The sequence below is a fragment of the Microvirga sp. ACRRW genome (genome assembly GCF_022346925.1).
Taxonomy (GTDB): Bacteria; Pseudomonadota; Alphaproteobacteria; order Rhizobiales; family Beijerinckiaceae; genus Microvirga.
This window is the reverse complement of the sequence record NZ_JAKRNJ010000013.1, coordinates 24,918-48,717: the sequence shown is the minus strand read 5'-3', so window position 1 is coordinate 48,717 and position 23,800 is coordinate 24,918. Positions and strand designations below refer to the sequence as shown.

20 protein-coding genes are annotated in these 23,800 nt (G+C 61.6%); 12 read left to right on the top strand and 8 right to left on the bottom strand.

All coding sequences use genetic code 11. From position 1 onward, the window contains the following. Positions 1–739: 739 nt before the first annotated feature. Positions 740–1,150, bottom strand: a complete 411-nt coding sequence (locus MHY87_RS18250) for a MerR family DNA-binding transcriptional regulator (protein WP_239354000.1) — start codon at positions 1,148–1,150, stop codon at positions 740–742. Between the two features lie 367 nt (positions 1,151–1,517). On the opposite strand from MHY87_RS18250, the gene MHY87_RS18245 reads away from it, so the two are divergent. The 3 genes from MHY87_RS18245 to MHY87_RS18235 all read left to right on the top strand — a co-directional run bounded on the left by MHY87_RS18245 (position 1,518) and on the right by MHY87_RS18235 (position 6,354). After that, entirely contained in the window at positions 1,518–4,562 is a 3,045-nt protein-coding gene (locus MHY87_RS18245) for a hypothetical protein (protein WP_239353999.1), read from the top strand. Between the two features lie 101 nt (positions 4,563–4,663). After that, a complete protein-coding gene (locus MHY87_RS18240; protein ID WP_239353998.1) occupies positions 4,664–5,593 on the top strand; it encodes a sulfite exporter TauE/SafE family protein in 930 nt (309 codons plus the stop codon). After that, on the top strand, positions 5,590–6,354 hold the full coding sequence (locus MHY87_RS18235) for a TIGR02186 family protein (RefSeq protein WP_239353997.1): 765 nt from the start codon (positions 5,590–5,592) through the stop codon (positions 6,352–6,354). Before MHY87_RS18240 ends, MHY87_RS18235 begins: the two co-directional genes overlap by 4 nt. 4 nt (positions 6,355–6,358) lie before the next feature. Here MHY87_RS18235 and pdeM read toward each other — a convergent pair whose 3' ends face one another. Beyond that, positions 6,359–7,060, bottom strand: a complete 702-nt coding sequence (gene pdeM / locus MHY87_RS18230; protein ID WP_239353996.1) for a ligase-associated DNA damage response endonuclease PdeM — start codon at positions 7,058–7,060, stop codon at positions 6,359–6,361. Beyond that, positions 7,057–9,717: a ligase-associated DNA damage response DEXH box helicase gene (locus MHY87_RS18225; protein WP_239353995.1), complete on the bottom strand. Its 2,661-nt coding sequence runs from the start codon at positions 9,715–9,717 to the stop codon at positions 7,057–7,059. The genes pdeM and MHY87_RS18225 overlap by 4 nt, the downstream gene beginning before the upstream one ends. Before the next feature lie 140 nt (positions 9,718–9,857). Here MHY87_RS18225 and MHY87_RS18220 point away from each other — a divergent pair, with 140 nt between their 5' ends. Then, complete coding sequence (locus tag MHY87_RS18220) at positions 9,858–10,676, top strand: SDR family oxidoreductase (protein WP_239353994.1); 819 nt, start codon at positions 9,858–9,860, stop codon at positions 10,674–10,676. Positions 10,677–10,679: 3 nt separating this feature from the next. Here the strand turns inward: MHY87_RS18220 and MHY87_RS18215 are convergent, their stop codons facing one another. Next, positions 10,680–11,609: a methyltransferase domain-containing protein gene (locus MHY87_RS18215; RefSeq protein WP_239353993.1), complete on the bottom strand. Its 930-nt coding sequence runs from the start codon at positions 11,607–11,609 to the stop codon at positions 10,680–10,682. Between the two features lie 75 nt (positions 11,610–11,684). Between MHY87_RS18215 and MHY87_RS18210 the strand changes: the two genes are divergently transcribed. The 4 genes from MHY87_RS18210 to MHY87_RS18195 all read left to right on the top strand — a co-directional run bounded on the left by MHY87_RS18210 (position 11,685) and on the right by MHY87_RS18195 (position 15,707). Continuing rightward, positions 11,685–12,728 carry a ligase-associated DNA damage response exonuclease gene (locus MHY87_RS18210; RefSeq protein ID WP_239353992.1) on the top strand — a complete coding sequence of 348 codons (1,044 nt, stop codon included), beginning with the start codon at positions 11,685–11,687 and terminating at the stop codon, positions 12,726–12,728. Continuing rightward, the gene (locus tag MHY87_RS18205; RefSeq protein WP_239353991.1) at positions 12,725–14,446 is read left to right on the top strand and encodes a cisplatin damage response ATP-dependent DNA ligase; all 1,722 of its coding nucleotides are present in this window, start codon (positions 12,725–12,727) and stop codon (positions 14,444–14,446) included. The genes MHY87_RS18210 and MHY87_RS18205 overlap by 4 nt, the downstream gene beginning before the upstream one ends. A 2-nt stretch (positions 14,447–14,448) precedes the next feature. Further along, positions 14,449–14,901, top strand: a complete 453-nt coding sequence (locus MHY87_RS18200; RefSeq protein WP_239353990.1) for a secondary thiamine-phosphate synthase enzyme YjbQ — start codon at positions 14,449–14,451, stop codon at positions 14,899–14,901. A 134-nt stretch (positions 14,902–15,035) separates the two neighbouring features. After that, positions 15,036–15,707: a response regulator transcription factor gene (locus tag MHY87_RS18195; protein WP_239353989.1), complete on the top strand. Its 672-nt coding sequence runs from the start codon at positions 15,036–15,038 to the stop codon at positions 15,705–15,707. 69 nt (positions 15,708–15,776) lie between these two features. On the opposite strand, the gene MHY87_RS18190 is transcribed toward MHY87_RS18195, so the two are convergent. Further along, positions 15,777–16,718 (bottom strand): alpha/beta hydrolase, encoded by a 942-nt coding sequence (locus tag MHY87_RS18190; protein WP_239354002.1) that lies wholly within the window; start codon positions 16,716–16,718, stop codon positions 15,777–15,779. Positions 16,719–16,814: 96 nt separating this feature from the next. Between MHY87_RS18190 and MHY87_RS18185 the strand changes: the two genes are divergently transcribed. The 3 genes from MHY87_RS18185 to MHY87_RS18175 all read left to right on the top strand — a co-directional run bounded on the left by MHY87_RS18185 (position 16,815) and on the right by MHY87_RS18175 (position 19,676). Further along, a complete protein-coding gene (locus MHY87_RS18185; RefSeq protein WP_239353988.1) occupies positions 16,815–17,075 on the top strand; it encodes a DUF6460 domain-containing protein in 261 nt (86 codons plus the stop codon). Positions 17,076–17,090: 15 nt separating this feature from the next. Beyond that, complete coding sequence (locus MHY87_RS18180) at positions 17,091–18,425, top strand: MATE family efflux transporter (protein ID WP_239353987.1); 1,335 nt, start codon at positions 17,091–17,093, stop codon at positions 18,423–18,425. A gap of 123 nt (positions 18,426–18,548) precedes the next feature. Beyond that, positions 18,549–19,676 (top strand): acyltransferase family protein, encoded by a 1,128-nt coding sequence (locus tag MHY87_RS18175; RefSeq protein ID WP_239353986.1) that lies wholly within the window; start codon positions 18,549–18,551, stop codon positions 19,674–19,676. Between the two features lie 38 nt (positions 19,677–19,714). On the opposite strand, the gene MHY87_RS18170 is transcribed toward MHY87_RS18175, so the two are convergent. Next, on the bottom strand, positions 19,715–20,800 hold the full coding sequence (locus tag MHY87_RS18170) for a quinone-dependent dihydroorotate dehydrogenase (RefSeq protein ID WP_239353985.1): 1,086 nt from the start codon (positions 20,798–20,800) through the stop codon (positions 19,715–19,717). Beyond that, the gene (locus MHY87_RS18165; RefSeq protein ID WP_239353984.1) at positions 20,797–21,141 is read right to left on the bottom strand and encodes a DUF952 domain-containing protein; all 345 of its coding nucleotides are present in this window, start codon (positions 21,139–21,141) and stop codon (positions 20,797–20,799) included. The genes MHY87_RS18170 and MHY87_RS18165 overlap by 4 nt, the downstream gene beginning before the upstream one ends. Before the next feature lie 156 nt (positions 21,142–21,297). Here MHY87_RS18165 and MHY87_RS18160 point away from each other — a divergent pair, with 156 nt between their 5' ends. After that, positions 21,298–21,930: a helix-turn-helix transcriptional regulator gene (locus MHY87_RS18160; RefSeq protein ID WP_239353983.1), complete on the top strand. Its 633-nt coding sequence runs from the start codon at positions 21,298–21,300 to the stop codon at positions 21,928–21,930. A gap of 64 nt (positions 21,931–21,994) precedes the next feature. Here the strand turns inward: MHY87_RS18160 and MHY87_RS18155 are convergent, their stop codons facing one another. Then, positions 21,995–23,716: a lysine--tRNA ligase gene (locus MHY87_RS18155; RefSeq protein WP_239353982.1), complete on the bottom strand. Its 1,722-nt coding sequence runs from the start codon at positions 23,714–23,716 to the stop codon at positions 21,995–21,997. Positions 23,717–23,800 lie beyond the last annotated feature (84 nt).

Here is a 23,800-nt window from a genome sequence, read left to right as displayed (position 1 = left end):
GTCCTGTGTCAGGTTTCGCAAACCTGTCGGCGGGAGGCCCATCGTTGAAAGACACGGTGTACGCCTAAAAGAACCGTGCGCGAGGAGCCGTCGGGTTCTTCACACACTCAACAATCGAGCCGGACGCCTCCTCGCGCCTCCCTCGACACCAAAACCTCGCAGCCATCAGCTCGCGAGGTCGCTCCCGTATGCTTTCGCCCGCGCGCTCTTTGACAACCTTTGGATCTACGTTTGTCTGGCGCCCATTACATTATGACCGCCCTGGACTCGTCTCGGGATCATCAGACCATCTCGATAAAGAAAAGCGCCGGGCTCCATCTGACCACGCTCACGGCACAAAGCCGGCGCTGATGTGCAGCGTGTCGTCAGCGCAGCGGAGTGGAAGGGAATAATGGCGCTGCGCCCGGTCGTACCCCCTCGCCTGCGGGTCGACCTGAGCCTCTGGCCGATAAATCGCCCCCCTTTTCCGTCATGGCCGGGCGTGTCCCGGCCATCCCGATTGGATGAGCGCTGCGCATCAACCTATCGGGATCATCAGCACGAGGCCCGTGATGATGCAGGAGGGGGCATCAATGAATTTTCGGCCAGGCCTTCAGGATGGCACATTGGCCTCAGCCCTCACCGTCGCGGGCTTAAGGCTCCGCGGCCAGGAAAACCGTATCCTGAAAAAGAAAGCGCCCGGAGGGCGCCGGGAACTCCCGAGGCCATCCAGGCGCTTCATGAAACTGGAGTAATGCTCTTAGGCTGCGGCAGCCAGGCTGGAGCGGCGCGCCTTCAGCTCCTGAAGCGCTTCCTCGATCTCGATCTTCTGCTGCTCAAGATGGCGGATCTGGTCTTCAACCTGATCGAGGGAGAGCTTGAGGTTCATGGCCTGGCCATTCGCCGAACGCTCTTCGGCGAGCATGGCGCGGATCTCGGTGAGGGTGAAGCCAAGCTGCTTACCCTTCAGGATGACCGACAGGCGTTCACGGTCGCGGGCATCGTAGATGCGGGCGGTGCCGTCACGACGGGGCGAGAGAAGGCCGCGATCCTCATAGAAACGCAAGGTGCGCAGGGTCACTCCGAACTCACGGGCAAGATCCCCGATCGTGTAAAACTTCGCGCCCTCACCCACTTCATTAGGATTGGAACCAGCTAGATCTTGGTTCATTAAATGCCCCCGTCTTTTCTTCGTTTTGATATGGTGCCCCAGCACCTCTATTCGTAACGTTATGATAGAACATACAATATGTTGGTTGCAAGTGCTTGCGAGCACGTATCAGCGATAAGCAAAGCAAAGCGCTTTTTCTTGACCGCTACCTAAGGGAAAACTGCCCGTTCAGAGAGGGCTCTTCCTGCTAACCTCCCAGCGCTTAACGGCTTTTTTACTACGATCGTCGAAAGCTGCGCCGTCGGTCGGGCTGACCTAGAGGCCAAGTGATTCGCCTCAATCCTAGGTTCCGGGCCGCCACGGCGGGCGTGAGGCAGGGGGCCTTCAGCTGGCCGAGTGTTCAGTGTATTCCCCCGCGAGCGCGGCCATGAGACGAACCGTCCTTTCGAACCTCGACGAGCTGGACCTTAACGTCCGCGAGATGGCGAAAGCCGCCGCCCGTCAGGCCGGAATGAGCCTTGAGGAATGGGCGGCAGCCGTTCTGGCGGCAAAGGACGAGAAGCCCGCGCCCTCTCCTCAGATATCCCTTGCCTCCGAGCGCAGGCCTTCCCAAGCGTCCCGCCCGGAGCTGGAGCGGACCTTCGAAGCCCTCATGTCCGCCGTCTCAGTCGAGAGCGAGCGCCAGGCCCAGGACCATGCCTCACGCACCGCGATCGCCCTTGAATCCATGGCGAGCTGGATCGAGCAGACCGAGGAGCGCCTGAACGAGACCGCCCGTACCTCGGCAGGCCAGCAGGACCGCATGGCGACTGCTCTTTCGCAGGCTCTTTCCACCCTGAAGGGCCGCCTCGACTCAGTCGAGCGGCAGGCCCAGCCCGACAAAACCTGGATGCCCGCCGTCGGTACGATCAGCGCCGAGATCGAGCGCCTTCGCGCAAGCATGGACAGTCTCGCGACGCGGGAAGAAATCGCGTCCCTCGACAATGCCCTCAAAGACATTGCCAAGGACATGGGCCAAGGCGGAGCCAGCAAGGATCTTCTTATCCTCGCCCAGTCCACAGCAGCGGTCTATCGCCAGATCCAGGCCCTTTCGGCAGACGTGAACGAGGGCCTGCACGGACGCATCGGCGGCGAGATCGATCAGTTGAAGATCAGGATCGAGCGGATGGCCGAGACGGGTGTCGACCGCACCGTGATCGACTTCCTCAGCAGCCAGATCGTGGACATGCGTCACGACCTCTCCCAGCGCGCCGAGCCGCGCCTGATCGAGCGGATGTCCGAGGAAGTGACCGCGCTCGGGCGCCAGATCGCCGATCTGCGCATCCATCAGGTCGGACGCAACGATTTCTCCGCGCTCAAGACCTCGCTCGAGAGCGTTTGCGCCGCTCTCGACAAAACCGTCGCCGCGCAGGAAGCGAGCGACGTGCCCGCGCGCCTCGACAGCATGAGCCGCGATCTCGCGGCCTTGACGAGCCGTCCCGCGCCGGAACCCATGGATCTCGATCCGATCACCGAGCAGCTGGCGCTTTTGACCGAGCGCATGGCGACGGTCTCGGAAAACCGCTTTCAGCAGAACGATGCGCTCAACGCCATGATCGAGCGCCTCTCCGCGCAGGTTCAGGCCGTCGCCGACAAGGAAGCTCCCTCGCAGGAACCGCTGTTGAAGCGCTTCGACAAGATCGAGGAGGAGCTGCGTCAGGTCGGGGAGAAAGCGGACACATCGTCCATGCAGCACATGCTGCGCAATATCGACGAGAAGCTCGACCGCGTTCCGCTCAAGCCCTTGAGCCTGGACGCGCTTGAGCATCAGATCGCTTCGCTCGCGGAACGGCTGGCACAGAAATCCGACGAGCCCTTGCAGAAAGTGCTCGATGAAACCACGAGCCATCTGCGCAATCTTCAGAACGACGCGGCCGGCATCGCGGAGCGCGCTGCGAAGGCGGCCTTGAAGGATCTGCAGCCGAACCTGCCGGACGCCGACGATCTCGATGCCTTGAAGCAGGGCTTCGTGGAGCTGAAGGCTCTGCAGAGCCGTGCCGACAAGAAAACGCAGGAAACGCTGCATGCCGTCCACAGCGCCCTGGAGACGCTCGTGTCCCGCTTCCCCGAGCAGGGCGCAGCGGCAGCGCCGCAGACCGGCGCAATTTCCCAGGCGATCCTCAGCGCATCGCCTGAAGAGATGCCACCGGCTGACCGGCTGGAAGCAGCGGTGCGCCGCCTGCACGCGGTCACCCTGTCACAGATCGAAGAGGTCGCAACACTTCGTCCCGGCGATGCGGAGAAGGCATCCGAGATCGTCGTGACCGCGCCCGCCATCGATGAAACAGAACTCAGCAATGTGCGCGCAGGCTTCATCGCTGCCGCCCGCCGCGCCGCGCAAGCGGATCAGATTTCCCCTACTGACGACGAAGAGACCACCGATCCTATCGAAGTGCCCGATGCGGATGAAGTCGCGACCTGTGCTCCAGCTTCTCTCATGGAGCGCATCCGCAAAAGCCTCGATGCACATCGCCGCTCGTTGCTCATCGGTCTCGGCCTCGTGATCCTGGCGACAGGAACGGCGCAGGTGATGTCCAGCGGTCTCGTTCCTTCCCCGCTGACGCTGTTCAAGATTGGCGAAGCTTCGGAAGCGGACCCAGTGCCTCTCGTCAAAGCGGCGCCTCAAGGGGATGCCGCGCAGACCGGAAGCATTACGGAGACCTCCGACAGGACCGACCTCTTCCAGCCGTCAAGCCTAACGACACCTGCCGCGCCATTGACGAGCATTGCTCCGAAATTCCTCATTGACCCCGCGACGGTGGGCGAGATCCCGGCTATGGTTCCAGCCGCGCTCCGCCAGGCTGCTCAGGCAGGCGACGCGACAGCGATCTACGACATCGCCGCCCGCGCTGCCGAAGGGCGCGGCATTCCGCAGGACATGCCGCTCGCGATCCATTTCTACGAGCGCGCTGCCCAGGCCGGGTTGCCTCCGGCTCAGGAAAGGCTCGCCATGATCCTGGAGAAGGGTATCGGCACCCCACGCGATCCCAAGCAGGCCGCCATGTGGTACGAGCGGGCGGCGCAGGGCGGCAATATCCGTGCCATGCACAACCTCGCCACCCTTCTGGCCTCGGGCTCGAACGGCAAGCCGGATTATGTGTCAGCCCTCCGCTGGTACAACGAGGCGGCCGAGTCCGGCCTCAAGGACAGCCAGTTCAACATGGGCGTTCTCCTCACCCGCGGAATCGGCACCAAGGCGGATCCGGCCAAGGCTTACAAGTGGTTCGCCCTCGCCGCCGCGCAGGGCGATCAGGACGCCGCCAAGAAACGCGACGAGCTTGCCGGACGCCTCAGCGCCACCGAGATGAAGACTGTGCAATCCGCCCTTGAGCAGTGGCATCCCCGCCCAGTCGACCCGACAGCCAATGCAGAGCCCATCCCGGCCAGCGGACAGACGGCGATCTTGGAGCAGCCTCAAGGAAGCAAAAGCTGATGATTGAACCAAAGCGGTCAGCTTACGTTCATCGCTTGTCCTTTAAATCGCTCCACGCATCGCTGTAAAAACCATGGCTGCTCGGGCCAGGGGGACCCGGATTGCAAATTTATCTGCCGATCGCTGAAATGCCTGTGAGCGTTCTGCTCATCCTCGGGATGGGTGCGGCGGTCGGGTTCATTTCAGGCCTCTTCGGCATCGGCGGCGGCTTCTTGATGACCCCGCTCCTAATCTTCCTCGGCATTCCCCCGGCCGTGGCCGTAGCCACCCAATCGGCCCAGATCGTCGCCTCTTCCACCACCAGCGTGCTCGGCGCGATCCGGCGCGATGCGCTCGACCACAAGCTCGGCGCGATCCTGGTCGCGGGAGGCTTTGTCGGCTCCGCGCTCGGCGTCTGGTTTTTCGCAGCCGCCCGAAGAGCGGGCCAGCTCGACCTCGTGATCGTCGTTTCCTACGTCACCCTTTTCACCGTGGTCGGCAGCCTGATGCTGAAAGAGAGCATCCGAGAATTCTGGACGAAGCGGAAAGGCGGCACCGTGCGCCTGCGGCGGCAGGCGGGCGAGCACGCGGCCTATCTCGGTTGGCCGCTGCGGATGCGCTTCTATCGCTCCAAGCTCTATGTGAGTGTAATCCCGATCCTGCTGCTCTCGCTCTTCATCGGCTTCGCTGGCGCGCTCCTCGGCATCGGCGGCGGCTTCATCGTGGTGCCTGCGCTTCTTTATATCTTCCGTGTTCCCACCAATGTGGTGGTGGGAACATCCCAACTTCAGATCGTCTGCACGACCCTCGTCGCCCTCATTCTTCACGCTGTGACGAACCAGGCCGTGGACATGGTGCTGGCGATCCTGCTGATCATCGGCGGCGTGTTCGGCGCCCAATTCGGTGCGCGCATGGGCCGGAACCTGAGAGCGGAACTGTTCCGCTTCCTGCTGGCCATCCTGCTGCTGGCGGTGGGCCTGCGCTTTGCACTCGAACTCGTCGTCCAGCCGGAGGAGCCCTTCTCGATCACGGTGCAGGAGCTGCGCGAGTGAGAGCGCTCTGGTTCCTCCTGGCCGCATTGGTCTCGATGAGTTCCGCCTCGGCGGAGACCCTGATCACGTCCCTGTCGAACCACCGTGTCCTCATCAACTCGAACTATACCGGGACATCGATTGCCGTTTTCGGCGCCATCGAGCGCGATGCGCAGACGGTCGCCCGCGCCACGGGCTACGACGTGGTCGTCACCGTTCGTGGCCCACGCCAGTTCCTGGTGGTGCGTGAGAGGCAACGCGTCGGCCCGGTCTGGATCAATCAGGAGCAGCAGAAGTTTCCGCAGGCCCCTGCCTATCTGAGCGTCCTGACCTCACGGGCTATCGACGAGATCACCAGCATTCAGCTGCGCCAGCGCCAGAGGATTGGCCTTCGAGCCATCATCAACTCTCCCACCTTCACCAACGAGCGCGGGGAAGGAGCGGACAGGGACTTCCGCGAGGCGCTCTATCGCCTGAAGGCGCAGGAGGGGCTCTATCTCGAGGACGAGCGCGGGGTAACTTTCCTGACGCCCAACCTCTTTCGGGCGAGCATCCCCCTCCCCGCAACAGCCCCGCCTGGCGAATACAACGTGGAAGTGACCCTCTTCGCCGACACGGTGATCCTGGCGAGCACGATCACCCATTTCGAGCTGGTCAAGACGGGCTTCGAGGAACAGGTGGGCTCCGTCGCCCGCGACTGGTCCCTGTTCTACGGTCTCGCCACCGCATTGATCGCGATCTTCTTCGGCTGGCTCGCCAACATGATCTTCAGGCGGGACTAAACCATCAATCCCGGCAGAGCATAGACTTCGCAATCGCGAAGATGCGTTCCGTGCCGATTAGGTGTGCGGTGAAGCCTTTCGGGAAGAGCGGCTTGAAGGCCGCATCGCAGGCATTGAGGCCACCCGCATAGGCGCCGAGCGCGGGCATGACGCAGCGATTGCCGTCGGTCAGGAAGCAGCGGCGGCGTGTGGCACGGCCTCGCATCACCACCTTACCCACCGGATGCAGGTGGCCTGCGATCTCCGTCTGCGCGCCCGACTCCGGTTCGTGGCGCAGGGTGAGGGAGCCGAGATTCATCTCCTCCACCACCTGCCCGCCGATGCTGTCCGGCAGGATGCGGTCGTGATTGCCCGTCACCCAGATCCAGTCGCGGCCGGCCTGAGCATTCGTCAGGGTCGAGCGCTCTTCATCGCCGAGCCGCTCGGGCCCGCCGATATCGTGGAAGCTGTCGCCCAGCGCGATGACGACACGCGGGTTGAAGCGCGACACCACATCGGACAGGGCGCTCAGGGTCTCGCGCGTGTCGTAGGGCGGCAGCATCATGCCGCGGCGCGCGAAGGAGGACCCCTTCTCGAAATGCAGGTCGGCCACAAGCAGAGCATCGTGCGCAGGCAGGTACATGCCCCCGGAAAGATCCAGGAGCGCCAGCTGCCCCGCCAGCTCGATTTCGTGCGTTGTCTCTTTGTTCTTCCGCAATGCCGTCACGCCAAAGCCTCGTCGAGAAGCGCTGCTTCCGCCTCGGCCAGAATCTCGTCCGCATTGTCGCTATAAACGCGCTCGCGACCGATCTCCAGCATGACGGACACGCTCAAAGGAGAAACCCGGTCGAGCGGCTTGTGAATGATTCGCCCCCGGATGCGCTCAAGCATCATGCCGAGGCGCTTCACGTCCAGGAGTCCAGTTGCCGCATCAGCTCGCGCGGCGCGAAGCAGCACGTGGTCTGGCTCATGCTTGCGCAACACGTCATAGACGAGATCGGTGGAGATCGTGACCTGCCTGCCGGTCTTCTTCTCCCCCGGAAACTTGCGCTCGATCAGCCCGGCAATCACGGCGCATTGGCGGAAGGTGCGTTTCATGAGGGCGGATTCGGCGAGCCAATCCTCCAGGTCGTCGCCCAGCATGTCCTCCGAGAACAGCTCATCGAGGAAACCCGGATCGCGCATCGCGAGTGCGGCGATGTCGCCCGACGTATAGACAGCGATGCCGTAATCGTTGGCGACGAAGCCCAGCGGCTTCAGCTTCGCTCGTTCCATGCGTCGCGTGAGCAACATGCCCAGGGTCTGGTGCGCGAGCCTCCCCTCGAAGGGAAAGCAGGTCATGTAGAAGCGGTTGCCGCGCGGAAACGTCTCGACAAGAAGATCGCGCGCGCCCGGCACGATGGAGCGGCGGCGCTGCTGCAAAAGCCATTCGGTCATCTGCGGCGGCAGGCGATCCCATTCGAAGGGATCGGCCAGGATTTCGCGCACGCGGGCAGCGAGGAAGGTGGAAAGCGGAAACTTGCCGCCCTCGTAGGACGGGATCATCGGGTCCGTGCCGGAAGCCGCGCGTGTCACCAGCACCTCGTCTTCCGCGATGCCCTCGAACCGCAGCACCTCGCCCGCGAAGAGAAAGGTATCGCCTGGCGTCAGCGTCTCCGCGAAATATTCCTCGATCTCGCCGAGAATGCGCCCACGCGGCAGCACCGTTCCGGGGCGGGAGCGCGATGCCTTGCCGAGGCGCACCTTGATCATGGTGGATTCGACGATGGTGCCGACATTCAAGCGGTATTGCTGCGCGATCTTGCCGTCGCGCACGCGCCACAGCCCATCGTTGCCCTTCACGATCTTGGCGAAGCGCTCGTATGCACGAAGAGCGTAGCCTCCCGTCGCGACGAAGGCCACGCAAGCCTCGTAATCCTCCCATGTCAGATCCGCATAGGGTGCTGCCGAGCGTATTTCCTCGTAAAGATCTTCGAGCTTGAACGGATCGGCGCAGGCCATGCCGAGAATGTGCTGGCAGAGCACATCGAGCGCACCGATACGGGCATCCGGCGTATCCTGCGCCGCTTCATGCACGGCATCCAACGCCGCACGGCATTCCAGAATCTCGAAACGGTTGGCGGGCACGAGATAAGCCTGCGACGGCTCGTCCATGCGATGATTGGAGCGGCCGATGCGTTGCATGATGCGGGAGGCGCCTTTCGGTGCGCCTACGTTCACCACGAGATCCACATCGCCCCAGTCGATGCCGAGATCGAGGGTTGCGGTACACACCACGGCCTTCAGCTTTCCCTCCGCCATCGCCTCCTCCACGCGGCGGCGCTGCGCGACATCGAGGGAGCCGTGATGAAGCGCGATGGCAAGACCATCGTCATTGAGTTTCCATAGCTCCTGGAACGTGTATTCCGCTTGCAGACGCGTGTTGACGAAAACGAGCGTGGTCTTGTGGTCCTTGATCAGATCATAGATCACCGGCATCGAGAGAGATGCCGTGTGCCCGGCGAGTGGCAGGCGCTCGTCCAGTTCGAGCATGCGGATGTCGGGCTGCGCTCCGCCTTTCACAACGACGAGATCGGCGAGGTTAGTAGGTCCCCATTCTTCACCCTCCCCTTGAGGGGGAGGGTCGGAGCGCGTGAGCGATCCGGGGTGGGGTGGCAGCGTCTCGGCCTCAGAAGTCGCGCTTCCCACCCCCTCCCGCGCCTCCGGCGCGACCTCCCCCTTCAGGGGGAAGGTGGAGGAAGCTCGCTGCGGCACGAGATACCGCCGCAGATCGTCCGGCTCGCGCACGGTCGCGGACAAACCGACGGCGGTGGCCTGCGGAGCAAGGCTCATTAGCCGCGCGAGCCCGAGCGACAGCAGATCCCCGCGCTTCGACGTCACCAGCGAATGCAGCTCGTCAAGAACGACGCGGCGCAAATCCTTGAAGAAATCCGTCGCCTCGCGATGGGCGAGCAGGAGCGCGAGCTGCTCGGGCGTCGTCAGAAGGATGTCTGGAGGGCGCTCAATCTGCCGGGCGCGCTTGTGGGACGGCGTGTCGCCCGTGCGCGTCTCGATGCGGATCGGCAGGCCCATTTCCTGCACCGGAGCCTCGAGGTTCCGTGCGATGTCCGTGGCGAGCGCCTTCAAGGGAGAGATGTAGAGGGTGTGAATCCCGCGCTTGTCCTTGGCCGTCCCCCGGCTCGGACCACGTTCCGCCAGTTCCGCTAAGCTTGGCAAAAAGCCAGCCAACGTCTTGCCCGCGCCTGTGGGCGCCACGAGCAGCACGGAGCGGCCTGCCTTCGCCTTGGCGAGAAGCTCCAGCTGATGCTCACGGGGCTTCCAGCCTCGGCTCTTGAACCAGTCCCGGAAGGTTTTGGGGAGAAGGGATACGAACGCTTTGGACATGCTATCCTAAGATAGGAGGCGAGGAAGAGTTTCACCACCGCAGGCCGATTTGGGGTGTGAACTCAATTCTTTGCCGGCTTGCCATTCCTCTCATGATGCCTTCAGCATGCCTCAGCTGAACAATCATAAAGGGAAACGCCATGAGCCAACCAACCCAGTTCAAAAACGCCATCGCCGTGGTCACAGGCGGCACCCAAGGCCTTGGAGAGACTATCGCCCGCACCCTCGCCGAGCGAGGCGCTGCCGGGCTCGTCATTTGCGGGCGGAATACGGAAAAGGGCGAAGCCGTTGCGCGGGACATCACGGCGCAGGGCTGCCGCACGGAATTCGTGAAAGCCGACCTCTCGAACATGGACGACACACGACAAGTTGTCGCCCGCGCCGACAGCGCGTTCGGACGCGTCGATGTGCTGGTCAATGCCGCCGGCATCACCGACCGCGGCACGATCTTCGACACGAGTCCCGAACTCTTCGACCGCATGTTCGCGGTCAACGTGCGCGCGCCGTTCTTTCTCATGCAGGACGCTGCCAAGATCATGCGCCGCGAGAAGATCGAAGGCGCGATGGTTAACATCCTGTCCATGTCCGCTCATGGCGGCCAGCCCTTTATCTCAGCCTATTGCGGCTCGAAGGGCGCGCTTGCGACACTCACGAAAAACGCCGCCTTCAGCCTCATGCCCTGGCGCATCCGCGTGAACGGCCTCAATATCGGCTGGATGAACACGCCGGGCGAGGACAGGATCGTGCGGCTCTATCACGGCGCTGAGGACGGATGGCTCGAGAAGGCCGAGAAGGAACAGCCTTTCGGCCGCCTGCTCGACCCGAGGGAAGTCGCCCGCGCGGTCGCGTTCCTCACAAGCACGGAATCCGGCATGATGACGGGCTCGATCATTGACTTCGATCAATCGGTTGTCGGCTGCTACGAAAATGCGCCGCACCCGTCGACGCCTGTGGCTTAAACTTTAGCGCCGCAACACCACAAGAAACCCGGGAACCGGTACGCCGCGATCTTCCCGGGTCGATACGCGCTCGAAGACAATGGCCGCAAAACCATTATCCTCGGCAAGCTTACCCAGATAGCTTGCGCCATGCGCATAGCGCGCATCGCTTCCAAGAGCGAAGCCTTCGCCTTCATGCGCCTGCACCGTGAAGGCAAAGAGCCCTTTACGCTTCAGCACCCGATGCGCTTCGCGGAAGGTTTCATCGAGCGCCGCCATGTAGACGAACACATCTGCCGCGACGACCAGATCGGCCTCCGCCTCCCCGCGTGTTTTCAGGAAGGAAATAAGTTCTCCTTCATGCAGCTCGTCATAGAGCTTCGTCTTTTCCGCCTTGTCCAGCATGCGCGGTGAGAGATCGACGCCGACAAGGGCTTCACACAACCCTTCGAGAACCTGCCCCATCAGCCCCGTTCCACATCCGAGATCAAGCGCCAGACCGAACCGGTAGTCGCGGGTATCCTTGGAACAGGCGCGCCGAAGCGCATCGGCGATCAGTTCGGGCCCGCGATAGGCCAGGCTCTTGGTGAGGTGCTGATCGAATTTGGGCGCGTACTCGTCGAATAGCGCCCGCACATAAGTATCGGTCATCGCCTCTTCGGCTGGCAGCGCGCCAAGACGGACGAGATCGAGGCGCACGCCCAAGGCATCCTCGGGTTCCAGCGCCAAGGCTCGGGTGAGGGCCTGAACGGCCTCGTCGTGTATTCCGAGTTCGGCAGCCGAACGGCCCAGCATGGCCTGGGCGGGAGCGAAATTGGGGGTAAGCTCCAACACCTGCCGCGCCAGATCGGCGGCGGCATCGAAATCGCGCTCTTCGAAAGCTGCGCTGGCATATTCATAGCGGCGGTCGGCCAGGACATCGCCGGAGGAACGGAAGGAGGAAGTCAATGACATAGCTTTGCCATGAGGCAGAGATGGGAACCTGTCAATGCGACTCGGATTTAAGCCTGGACACCCTATATTCTTACCATGGCGTTGCGCTCCACCGACATCCTCACCCAGACCCCGCAAGGGCTCTATTGTCCCCTCGGCGACTTCCATATCGATCCGGTCCGGCCCGTGAAACGGGCGCTCATCACCCATGGCCATTCCGACCATGCCCGTTCCGGTCACAAGGCGGTGCTCGCCACCCGGGAGACATTGCTTATCATGGCGGTGCGCTATGGCGAGGATTTTGCCGTGCGCACACAGGAAGCGGCCCTCGGCGAGAGCATGAAGCTCGGCGATGTGACCGTGCGCTTCACGCCCGCAGGACATGTCTTGGGTTCGGCGCAGATCGCCATCGAAGCAGGCGGAACCCGCGTCGTGGTCTCGGGCGATTACAAGCGCGCGGGAGATCCCACCTGCCTGCCCTACGAACTGGTGCCCTGCGATATCTTCATCACGGAGGCCACCTTCGGCCTGCCCGTCTTCCGTCATCCCGATACGCGCGAAGAAGTGCGCAAGCTCATGGATTCCGTCGCACTCTTTCCAGAGCGCACGCACATCGTCGGCGCGTATGCGCTCGGCAAGGCGCAACGGGTCATGGCCCTGCTGCGGGAGGAAGGATATGACCTGCCGATCTATCTGCATGGAGCCATGGAGCGGCTGACGGATTTCTACAAATCCGAGGGCATTCCTTTAGGCGAAACGCCGAAGGTTGCCGCATCCGAACGCTCGAAGCTCGGAGGAGCCATCGTCATCTGCCCGCCCTCTTCCATCCAGGATCTCTGGTCGCGCCGCTTTCCCGATCCCGTCACGTGCTTCGCCTCCGGCTGGATGCGCGTGCGGGCGCGAGCCCGACAGAAGGGCGTGGAGCTGCCGCTCGTGATCTCCGACCATTCCGATTGGGACGATTTGTGCCGCACGATCCAGGAAACCGGCGCAGGCGAAGTCTGGGTCACACACGGCCAGGAGGATGCACTCGTCCATTGGTGCACCACGCACGGCATCAAGGCGCGTCCACTGCATATGCTGGGTTATGGCGACGAGGGTGAGGTGGAAGAAGCAGCCCCCGCAGGAGACGAGGCATGAACCGCTTCGCCGCTCTCCTCGACCGTCTCTCTTACGAGCCGCGCCGCAATGCGAAGCTGCGGCTCATCATGGATTACTTCCGCCACACGCCCGATCCCGAGCGCGGTTATGCGCTGGCGGCCATGACGAATGCCCTGATGTTCAAGGAGGCGAAGCCCGGCCTGATCCGTGGTCTCGTGGAAGAGCGCACCGACCCGGAACTCTTCCGCATGTCCTATCACTATGTGGGCGATCTCGCGGAAACGGTAGCGCTGATCTGGCCTGCGCCGGGACATGAGAGCGTTGCACCTGCCGATGGTGACGCACCGACCATCGGCCATAACAATCCGCCGCCTCACGTACCGACCTTGACGGAGGTGGTGGAGACGCTTGCGACCACGAGCAAAAGCGACCTGCCTGCGAAGGTCGCGGGTTGGCTCAATGCGCTCGATGAGACAGGACGTTGGGCTTTGTTGAAGCTCATCACGCGCGAGCTTCGCGTGGGTGTTTCGGCGCGATTGGCGAAAACTGCGGTGGCGCAGCTCGGAGGGTTTGAAGCCGATGAGGTCGAGCTGATTTGGCACGGGCTGGACGCGCCTTATGAAGATCTCTTCGCCTGGGTCGAGGGGCGTGGCTCCAAGCCCGAATCCAGCAACCCCGCGCCGTTTCGTCCGCCGATGCTGTCGCATCCGCTTGAGGACGAGGATTTTGAAAAGCTTGATGCATCGGATTTTCTCGCCGAATGGAAATGGGACGGCATTCGCCTGCAAGCCGTCTCTGGCCAGGATAGTCATGGACGCCCGGTGCGCCGCATCTATTCGCGCACGGGCGAGGATGTTTCCCGCGCATTCCCCGATCTCGTGGAAGCCCTGAATTTCGAAGGCGCCATCGACGGCGAATTGCTGATCGTGCGCGACGGGCTCGTCCAGAGCTTCAACGTGCTACAGCAACGCCTCAACCGCAAAGCCGTGACGCCAAAACTCATCGCGGAATTTCCCGCGCACCTGCGCGTCTATGACATTCTCACCGAAGGGGACGAGGATCTGCGCGACCGTCCGCTCCGCGAGCGCCGAAAACGTCTTGAAGAACTCGTCGCGCGCATCGACGATCCGCGCATAGATCTATCTCCCATGGTGACGTTCGAGACATGGGATGATCTCGCGACTGCCCGCGCCAATCCGGCTTCAATCGGCGCAGGCCCCGACGCGGATGCGATCGAAGGCTGCATGATCAAGCGCGCGAGCAGTCCCTACCTTCCCGGCCGCCCGAAGGGCTATTGGTACAAGTGGAAGCGCGATCCTTATCTGGTCGACGCGGTGATGATGTACGGTCAGCGCGGCCACGGAAAGCGCTCGTCCTTCTATTCAGATTACACTTTCGGTGTCTGGCGTGACGGACCGAATGGCGAGGAGCTGGTACCAGTCGGCAAAGCCTATCACGGCTTCACCGACGAAGAGCTCGTGAAGCTCGACCGTTATGTCCGCAATCACACGGTTAATCGTTTCGGCCCAGTGCGCGAGGTGGAATACGGCAAGGATCGCGGCCTCGTGCTGGAGGTCGCCTTCGAGGGTCTACAGCGCTCCACGCGTCATAAATCGGGCGTGGCCATGCGTTTCCCCCGCATCAACCGCATCCGCTGGGACAAGCCCTCGGCCGAGGCTGACCGCATCGAGACCCTGGAAAAGATTTTGGAGCGGGGCGAAAAGGAAATTCATCCCCTCAAGAATCAGGAGGCCTGACGATGCTGAATGTGGAAACCCTCTCCGAGGGCAGCGTGACCCAACAGATCAACGGGCGGCTTCTGGTAGATACACAAGGCCAGGGGCTTGTGGAGATCACGGAAGCCGTATCCCGCTGGGTGTTCGGCACCGGCATTCTTCATGGGCTGCTGACCGTTTTCTGCCGCCACACCTCGGCCTCCCTGCTGATCCAGGAGAATGCCGATCCCGACGTTCGTCTCGACCTGATGACGGCCTTTAACCGTCTGGCTCCTCGAGATGTGGCCTATATCCACTCTGTGGAGGGCCCCGACGACATGCCGGCCCATATTCGCACCGTGCTTTCGGGCGTTTCCTTGAGCATTCCCGTGCTGGAAGGACAGATGGCCCTCGGCACCTGGCAGGGGCTTTACCTAGCGGAGCATCGCGACCAGCCGCATAGCCGCGACGTCATCTTGCACCTGATCGGGGCTTAATCCACATTCCGTATGTTACCGTATACCATCTTGCTCACTTTACCCTAGAATAGGCGTAGTCTTTGATTGCCGCCTTGCTATTTCATGAGAGATGCGGCTAAGGCTCACAAAAGCTCTCGTGGGAGAAGGCAGTAGTGCAGGGTCAAAACACCACGATCATCATCGCAGATGACCATCCGCTGTTCCGTGGCGCACTGAGGCAGTCGGTCGCCTCCATCATGCCCCAGGCACGGGTGATCGAAGCCAGCGGCATGGACGATCTCAATACTTCCCTTTCTCAGGAACGGGATGTGGACCTCATCCTCCTCGACCTGACAATGCCGGGCGTGCAGGGCTTTTCGGGCCTCATGTCGCTTCGGGCGCAATATCCCGAGTTGCCGGTCGTGATCGTCTCCGCCACGGAGGAGCCAAATGTGATCCGCCGAGCCATGGATTTCGGCGCCTCGGGCTTCATTCCCAAATCCATCGACATCGACAGCATCGGCGGCGCCATCCAAGCAGTTCTCGCTGGCGATACCTGGACCCCACCTGATGTGGATCTCTCCGCCGCCGAGGACGTGGAGACCGCCGATCTCGTCAGACGCCTCGGCACCCTCACCCCGCAGCAGGTCCGTGTGCTGACCATGCTGTCGGAAGGCCTGCTTAACAAGCAGATTGCCTATGAGCTCGGCGTGTCGGAAGCCACCGTGAAGGCCCACGTTTCGGCCATTCTCGATAAGCTCGGCGTCGACAGCCGCACCCAGGCGGTCATCGCGGCCTCCAAGATCGGCGTGACCCAACGCCCCTCGCAGGCCAGCGCGGATTAAAAGTTTCGTCTCAAGCAAAAGCCCTCGCCCTGGCGTTCAGGACGAGGGCTTTTCTTTTGGGATGAAGGCTTAGAGAGCCTCGATGAAAGCGTCGATCCGCGAGAGCGCCTTCTCGCTCATGGCGCTGTCGAAGCGGATGAACACGTGGCAGCCGCCCGGCCAGATGGCGAGGTCGGTCTTGTTGCCGGAAGCCGCATAGCGCGACGCCATGAAGAGCGTGTCGTCGAGCAGCATGTCCTTCGTGCCGACCGAGAACAGGGCTGGCGGAAGGCCCTTCAGATCGGCGTAAAGCGGCGAGATATCCGGATTGGTCCGGTCATCCACATGGCCGACGAAGTTGTTGGCAAAAACCCGCACATCGTTGGTGTTGAGGATCAATCGCTCAGCCCCCCAGTGCCGGACGCTGGGCGTCAGATTCAGGTCATAGCAACCCGCAAAGAGGTTCGCGCCCCGGAACGGCTTCAGGCCGTGCCTGTCGCGCAGGCGCAGGATGGTCACGGCAGACAGATGGGCGCCAGCCGATTCGCCGCCGATGAATAGGCGGGAGGTGCCGAAGCGGCTTTCCGCCTCGCGGAGGACCCACAGGGCCGCCGCCTCACAATCGTCAGGACCGGCCGGATAAGGATTTTCAGGGGCGAGCCGGTATTCCACCGACACCACCGCAAGGCCGCAGCGCTCCGCCAGACGGTCGAGCCAGGGGTCCTGCTCGTCCGAGGTGCCCCAGGTCCAGCCGCCACCATGAATGTGGAAATAGACGCCGCGCGGCGTCTCGGGCGCGATGATCCGCAACGGAATCGGCCCTGCGGGCCCGTCGATCTCAATGACCTGGGCTTTCGGGCTCGAAGGCATCAGGGGAAACGGCCCGAGGCCCTGGCGGCGGCGCTCACGCACAAGAGCCGGAGGCACCGACATGGGGTCCGGAAGGGCCGCGAGCTTGGCCACGATATCCGCGTTCTGGGCGCGGATCTCCTCGCTGATAGCGGCGGGGTCGAAGAGAGCTGGATCGATCATGAGGGGCTCGAGCAGGGTTGCGTTCATCATCAGCCCTTGCGATGAAGCACAGGCGACTCCGCACGTCCAGTTACGCTTTCTGACGAGATTGACGATATGTCCAACCTGTCCCGGTTCCTCGGTGGCTCGCCCGGCTCGGTGCTCGCCAAGCTCATCTTCCTGTCGCTCCTCGTCGGCGCCTTCATGGCTTTCCTCGACATCACGCCCCTTGGTTTGATCGAGGGCCTGTTCAACTGGATCAGCTCTGTTCTGGATCTCAGCCTGGATACGGTGAAGGAGGTCGGTCTCTGGATCCTCTATGGCGCGGTGATCGTGGTGCCGCTCTGGCTCCTGTCCCGGCTTTTCGGCCAGCGTTGATCGGACGTCTCTTCCATGGACGGCACTCTCGATTCCTATCGCCCTGAGGTTTCCCATCGGCGGATGCTGGCTCTTGCTCTGCCGATGACCCTGTCGCACATGACGACACCCCTCCTGGGTCTCGTCGATGCGACGGTGATCGGACGGCTTGGCGAAGCGCATCTCCTCGGCGCGGTGGCTTTAGGTGCCGTGATCTTCGACTTCGTGTTCTGGAGCTTCGGCTCCTTGCGCATGGCGACAGCCGGCCTGACCGCGCAGGCGACAGGCGCCGGCAACAAGCGCGAGGTCGACCTGACGCTTGCCCGTGCCTTCCTGGTGGCGGGCATCACCGGCCTTCTGTTGATCCTGCTGCAATGGCCCATCGGAACCCTCGCGTTTCATGCGGCCGGCGCGAGCGAGGCGGTGACGGAGGCGCTTTCCACTTACTTCTTCATCCGCATTTGGTCGGCACCGTTCACGCTGGCGAACTACGTCATCCTTGGTTCGACGCTGGGACGCGGCCGCACGGATCTCGGCCTGTTTCTACAGGTTGCCATCAACGTTGCGAACATCCTGCTCACGGCAGGCCTCGTGCTGTTCTTCGATCTTGGCATCGCGGGTGCGGCCATCGGCACGGCGATTGCAGAAGTTTTAGGCGTCGGCCTGGGCATTCTGGTGCTGCGCCGTCTCGGATCGAACCCGCTTTCCGTGACCTGGGCCGAAGTGCTGAACCGCGCCGCGATCGTGCAGACGCTCGCTATGAACCGGGACATCATGATCCGCAACGTGGCACTGATCCTCGCCTTCTGGATCTTCAGCGCGCTCGGTGCCCGCTCAGGCGATGTCACGCTTGCCGCGAATGCGGTGCTCTACAACATGTTCCTGATCGGCGGCTATTTCCTGGACGGTTTCGCCACCGCAGCGGAAACGCTCTGCGGTCAAAGCCTGGGCGCGCGTGACGAGCGCGGCTTCCGCCGTGCCATTCACTTGAGCCTAGGCTGGAGCCTGGGATTCGGCTTTGCCGTATCGGCGATCTTCCTGATCGGCGGCGGGATGTTCATCGACTTCGTGTCGACCAACGCTGAAGTGCGCACCTATGCACGCGAGTATCTGGTGTTTGCAGCTCTCACGCCGTTCATCGGCGCCACGGCATTTGCCTTCGACGGCATCTATACGGGAGCGACCTGGACCAAGCCGATGCGTGACCTCATGGTCATCGCCTTCGCCGTCTACGGCGCCATCCTGCTGATGTCCAGCAGCTTCGGCAACACCGCACTCTGGATTGCGCTGCTCATCTTCCTGGGAACACGGGGCACCGGCCAGGCTTTGCTCTATCCACGTCTGGCGAGAAAGACATTTACGGCTTTGTGAAGTTGTTGAGCGCGAGCGTCGCCTATTGATCCACCGTGTCTGCGACAAGAATATTCTTGATTAACACTATTACATTTCTATAACGATCGCCGGGAATATCGTGTTTTAACCCCGGCCTTTGACATGCTTTTGAATAAAAATGCTCTCGCTGTCGCTCGGGGGCTCGGCATTATTTTCGTCGTGCGCGGCCACATGACCACGCAGGACCCTTTCTTCGTACATCCATACGGATTTCACATGCCGCTTTTCTTCTTTTTAAGCGGCATGTCTCTTCTTGCTTCATTGCCTGTAGCATCTCTCCTGAAGCGCGACAGTCAGTCCCTGCTGTTCTACACGTTGGTGCATGTGGGGATCTTTGCGACTTTGACCGTATTGGTCTTTCAACCCATGGGGTTGAATCTCAGGACCTCCTCGCCGCTGGACTGGCAGACTTATTTCACCAAGCCCTTCACCGCCAACAGCCACCATGTGATCCTTTTTCTCGTTGCCTGGTTTCTCATCGCCCTCTTTTTCGTTCGTCTCTTGTGCGTGCTCATTCTCAAGGGACTCGCGCAATTGCCGGAACGGTTCGGGCTTGTGCTTCAGATCATCATCGCAACCTGCATGGGTTTCCTCGGCATGCAGATCTTCGCCTCTGAACTTGCAAGTTCAAAGTTTTGGCTTTGGAACGTGCTGTCCCAGGTCTTTGTAGGAGCCTTCTTCTGTCTCCTCGGACACGTCGCCCAGAACAAGTTGCGGCTGCCCGGTCTACTGCCTTGTCTACTGGCGGCAGTGCTTCTTTATGCTGTCTATTATGTGATCTCCCATCTGCTCACGACAGTCCCGATGAGCATGGCATTTAGCCTCTACAAGTCCGGCTTTCTCGTTCACACCTTCCTGGCGTTCCTGGGTATTGCCATGGTGCTGTTCGCGGCGGAGGGACTTCAATCTTTGTCCTGGCTTAAGACACTGGGAATTTACAGTAAGCCCATCATGTCATGGCACATGACGGTTTTCGCGAGCATCAATCTCGTCTTTGCCGTTCTGGGATTGGTTTCACCCTCAGCCGTCAATGCTTTTACGATGGTAAAGCCTACCCGCCCGCATTTCATTATCCTTTATCTGGCGCTTGGAATCGCGGCTCCTGTCCTGGCAGCGCGCATTTTGGAGAAGGCGAGGAAAGGACAATGGCTCGCGGCAATCCAGAGGCAAGCGCTCTTTCACATCGGCAGAACTGACGAGAACAAAAGCGTTAGCCCCGAACAGCCCTAGAGAAATTCATCCAGGCCTTAGTGGCTAGCATTGAGCCTCTAAAAGAGGCCTTTCGCAATCTCCGCAGCATCGCGACCGATCGCTTGCGCGAGCGATGTCTTCTCCTTCTCCACTTTCTGCAGGAGCCCGCTTTTGATGTCGCCGATCAGACCCGGCCCCTTGTAGACCATCGCGGAGTAAAGCTGCACGAGGCTCGCGCCTGCGCGAATCTTTGCCCAAGCGGCTTCGGCTGAATCGACGCCGCCGACTCCAATAAGCGGAAGCTTGCGCTCGACGCGAAGATAGGTTTCCGCGAGGATCTTGGTGGAGGGAACGAAGAGCGGCTTGCCCGATAGCCCGCCTGTCTCGCTTGCAAGCGCCTTTTCCCGTAAGGTCTCGGGCCGTGCAACCGTCGTGTTGGAAACGGTAAGGCCGTCGATGCCGCGCTTGAGCGCAGTCGCTACGATGGCATCGAGCGTCTCGAGCGAGATGTCGGGTGCGATCTTCAACAGGATGGTCGTCTTCCTGCGGCCGTCATCGGTCTTGTTGCGGGCCTCGATACTGCGGGCGAGGAGATCGTCGAGGAACGCCTCACCTTGCAGGTCGCGAAGCCCAGGCGTGTTGGGCGAGGACACATTGATCGTGAGAAAATCCACGAGCCCGCAAAGCGACTGTATGCAGGTGACGTAATCGGCAATGCGATCCGTCGAATCCTTGTTCGCGCCAATATTCACGCCGACGATTCCAGGGCGTCCAAGGCGACTTGCGAGGCGCTGGCGCGCGGCCTCCAACCCATCGCTGTTGAGCCCGAAGCGGTTGATGACGGCCTCGTCCTGCACAAGTCGGAACACGCGCGGGCGCGGATTGCCGGTTTGCGGCTTCGGCACCACCCCGCCAAGCTCCACGAAACCGAAACCGAGAGAGAGAAGCTGGTCGGGCACTTCGCACTGCTTGTCGAAGCCTGCAGCAAGCCCAACGGGGTTGGGGAATTGCCGACCGAACAGTTCCACGGACAACCGGGCATCATCCTTCGGTGCGGGGGCTAGCGGCATCAATGCCAAGCCGCGGATTGTCAGCTGATGCGCCGTCTCCGCATCGAGCGCATGCAGCGCGGGTTTGGCGAGGGAGAAGAGAGCACCGATCATGAATCGAGATCCGGAAAAACGTGGCGGCCATCAGGACCGAGTGGCAGCGGCTTTACCCACAGGACCGCTGACAAGGCAAGCGGCGCGTAAAGATGCGGGAAAAGATCGCCTCCTCGCGACGGCTCATAGCGCAAGGCCGAACCGAGCTTGTCAGCATCGATGGCGATCAACAAAAGATCGCCTTGTCCTGCAAAATGCCTGGTCGCAGTTTCTCTAACCTGATTTTCCGTGGAAAAATGGAGGTATCCATCCTGTATATCGATGGGCGCTCCCCCAAAGGAATTGAGCCTCTCCGCTTCACGCCAAAGGCTTTCTGGGCTGATTTTGTAGATGATGCGCATTAAACTACCGACACTCAACGCTGCTTCCGGAGCAACCCCGATTAGACATAATGTCTCAATGCATTTTTGTCTGTTGCACGAGCCATAGAACAACCTTAATTCCTAGGCATAAGTTCGCTTTCAATTATATTTCGCTTTTGTGCGAAGGTTCATACAATGTTATCCCACGAGCGCGTTTGGGCCGCTATCGATGCACTCGCTTCTCGGCACGGAATGACCGCATCCGGGCTGGCGCGCAAAGCAGGCCTTGATGCCACCAGTTTCAACAAATCGAAGCGTGTCAGCCCAGAAGGTCGGGAGCGCTGGCCCTCGACGGAATCCATCTCGAAGATCCTTCGCGCCACGGGCGCGACGTTGGAGGATTTTCTGCGTCTCGTCGAGCCCTCGGGTTCGCTGCGCCGTTCCATGATCCCCATGATCGGCATGGCGCAAGCCAGTGCCGGCAAGATAGTCACCGATGAAGGCGCCCCTGCCGGCGGCCCGGGCTGGGACGAGATCGAGTTTCCCGATTTCGGTCAGGAGAAGGTGTTTGCCATTGAGGTGACCGGCGATGCCATGGCGCCGCTTTACCGCGACGGCGACGTCCTCATCGTCTCTCCGACGGCAAGTCCTCGCAAGGGCGATCGCGTGGTCGTGTGCACGACGACAGGCGAAATTCTTGCCCAGGAACTCAAGCGCCGCTCGGCCAAGACCCTGGAGCTGTCCTCCCTCACCAAGGACAGCGAAGACCGGATCATTCCCGCAGAGGAAATCGCCTGGATCGCGCGCGTCATGTGGGCACGGCAGTAGAGGCTTTATCAAAAACGCATCGGATTGGCCCCAAGAGTGCGATCACTTTTGGGGCCAATATTTTTTAGGCTGCCCGCGATTTCAGGAATTCTTCGTGCTCGCGCACCAGATCACCGGCAAGCGCCTTCGCGATCAGCGCGCGCGTTTCCTTCACGCCATAGAGCGCGGTGAATGAACCGAAGCGAGGACCGCGCGGTTCGCCCAGCAGCACCTGATAGATCGTGTTGAACCACTCGATGGATACGCCCGGGCGCTCAGGCGTAGCACCCTTGGCCTTGAAATCCTGATAGCGCGGCTCGGTACGGCCGACATTGTAGATCTCTTCCTGAATCGCTTCCGCCGTTGCAGGACGCTCGCCCGTTTCGAACGAGGCCAGCACATCGCTCAGACGCTTCAGGGAAGCGGCTTCGACATCGTCGGCCAGACGATAGGTCTTTTGCGGCTTCACGAAATCTTCGAAGTAGCGCCCAGCGCCCCTCACGAGGCTGTCGAGGCGCGGATGGGTCTCGGGCGAAACGCCCGGCGCATAACGGCGGATGAAGCCCCAGAGCACCGCCGGATCTTCGGAATTCGCCACGGCGACGAGGTTGAGCAGCATCGAGAACGAGATTGTCGTGCCGGGCTGGTTGGAACCGGCCGATGAGACCAGCTCCGCTGCCGGCGGCTCGCCTGCATGAAGATGCCAGACAGGGTTCATCAGACGCGCCTTCGCGTCCTGCGCCGGATACTTCTCCAGGAAGGTCAGATAATCGTCCACCTGGCGCGGGATCACGTCGAAATAGAGCTTCTTCGCCTCGCGCGGCTTGTTGAACATGAAGAGGCCCAGGCTGTCCGGCGTGCCATAGGTCAGCCACTCGTCGATGGTGAGGCCGTTGCCCTTGGACTTGGAAATCTTCTGGCCCTTGTCGTCGAGGAAAAGCTCGTAGTTGAAACCCTCCGGCGGCAGGCCGCCGAGCGCCTTGGCGATCTCGCCCGAGAGCTTCACGCTGTCGATGAGATCCTTGCCCGCCATTTCGTAATCGACACCAAGCGCCACCCAGCGCATGGCCCAATCAGGCTTCCATTGCAGCTTGGCATGCCCCCCCGTCACCGGGGTCTCGAAACGTTCGCCCGTTTCCGGATCGCGCCACACGATAGTGCCTGCGTCGAGCTTGCGCTCGTCGATGGCCACCTGCATCACGATGCCCGTCTTCGGATGGATCGGCAGGAAGGGCGAATAGGATTGCTGACGCTCCTCGCGCAGGGACGGCAGCATGATCGCCATCACCGCGTCATAGCGCTCGAGCACGGTCAGCAGAGTCTTGTCGAAGACGCCTGTCTTGTAGCACTCGGTCGCCGACTTGAACTCGTAATCGAAACCGAAGGCATCGAGGAATTCGCGCAGGCGCGCATTGTTGTGATGAGCGAAGCTCTCATGCGTGCCGAACGGGTCCGGCACCTGCGTCAGCGGCTTGCCGAGGGCTGCCGTGAGCAGCTCCTTGTTCGGGACATTGTCCGGAACCTTGCGCAGACCGTCCATGTCGTCCGAGAAGGCGAAAAGCCTTGTCGGGATGATGTCGCCCGTCAACACACGAAAGGCATGGCGCACCATACTGGTACGGGCCACCTCGCCGAAGGTGCCTATATGCGGCAGGCCCGAGGGGCCATAGCCGGTCTCGAACAGGGCCTCCTTCTTACCCGTGCGTTTGAGACGCTCCACGAGCTTGCGGGCCTCTTCGAAAGGCCAAGCGGTCGCGGTCTGAGCGGCTTCAACGAGAGCGGGATCGAGGGATATGGGTCGGGACATGGGCCTTGCTTTGGGGAAAAAACGCTTCCTGAAGCGCGGCACACTAGGGATCAGACCCTCTAGGGTCAATGCGGCTTGAGCAGC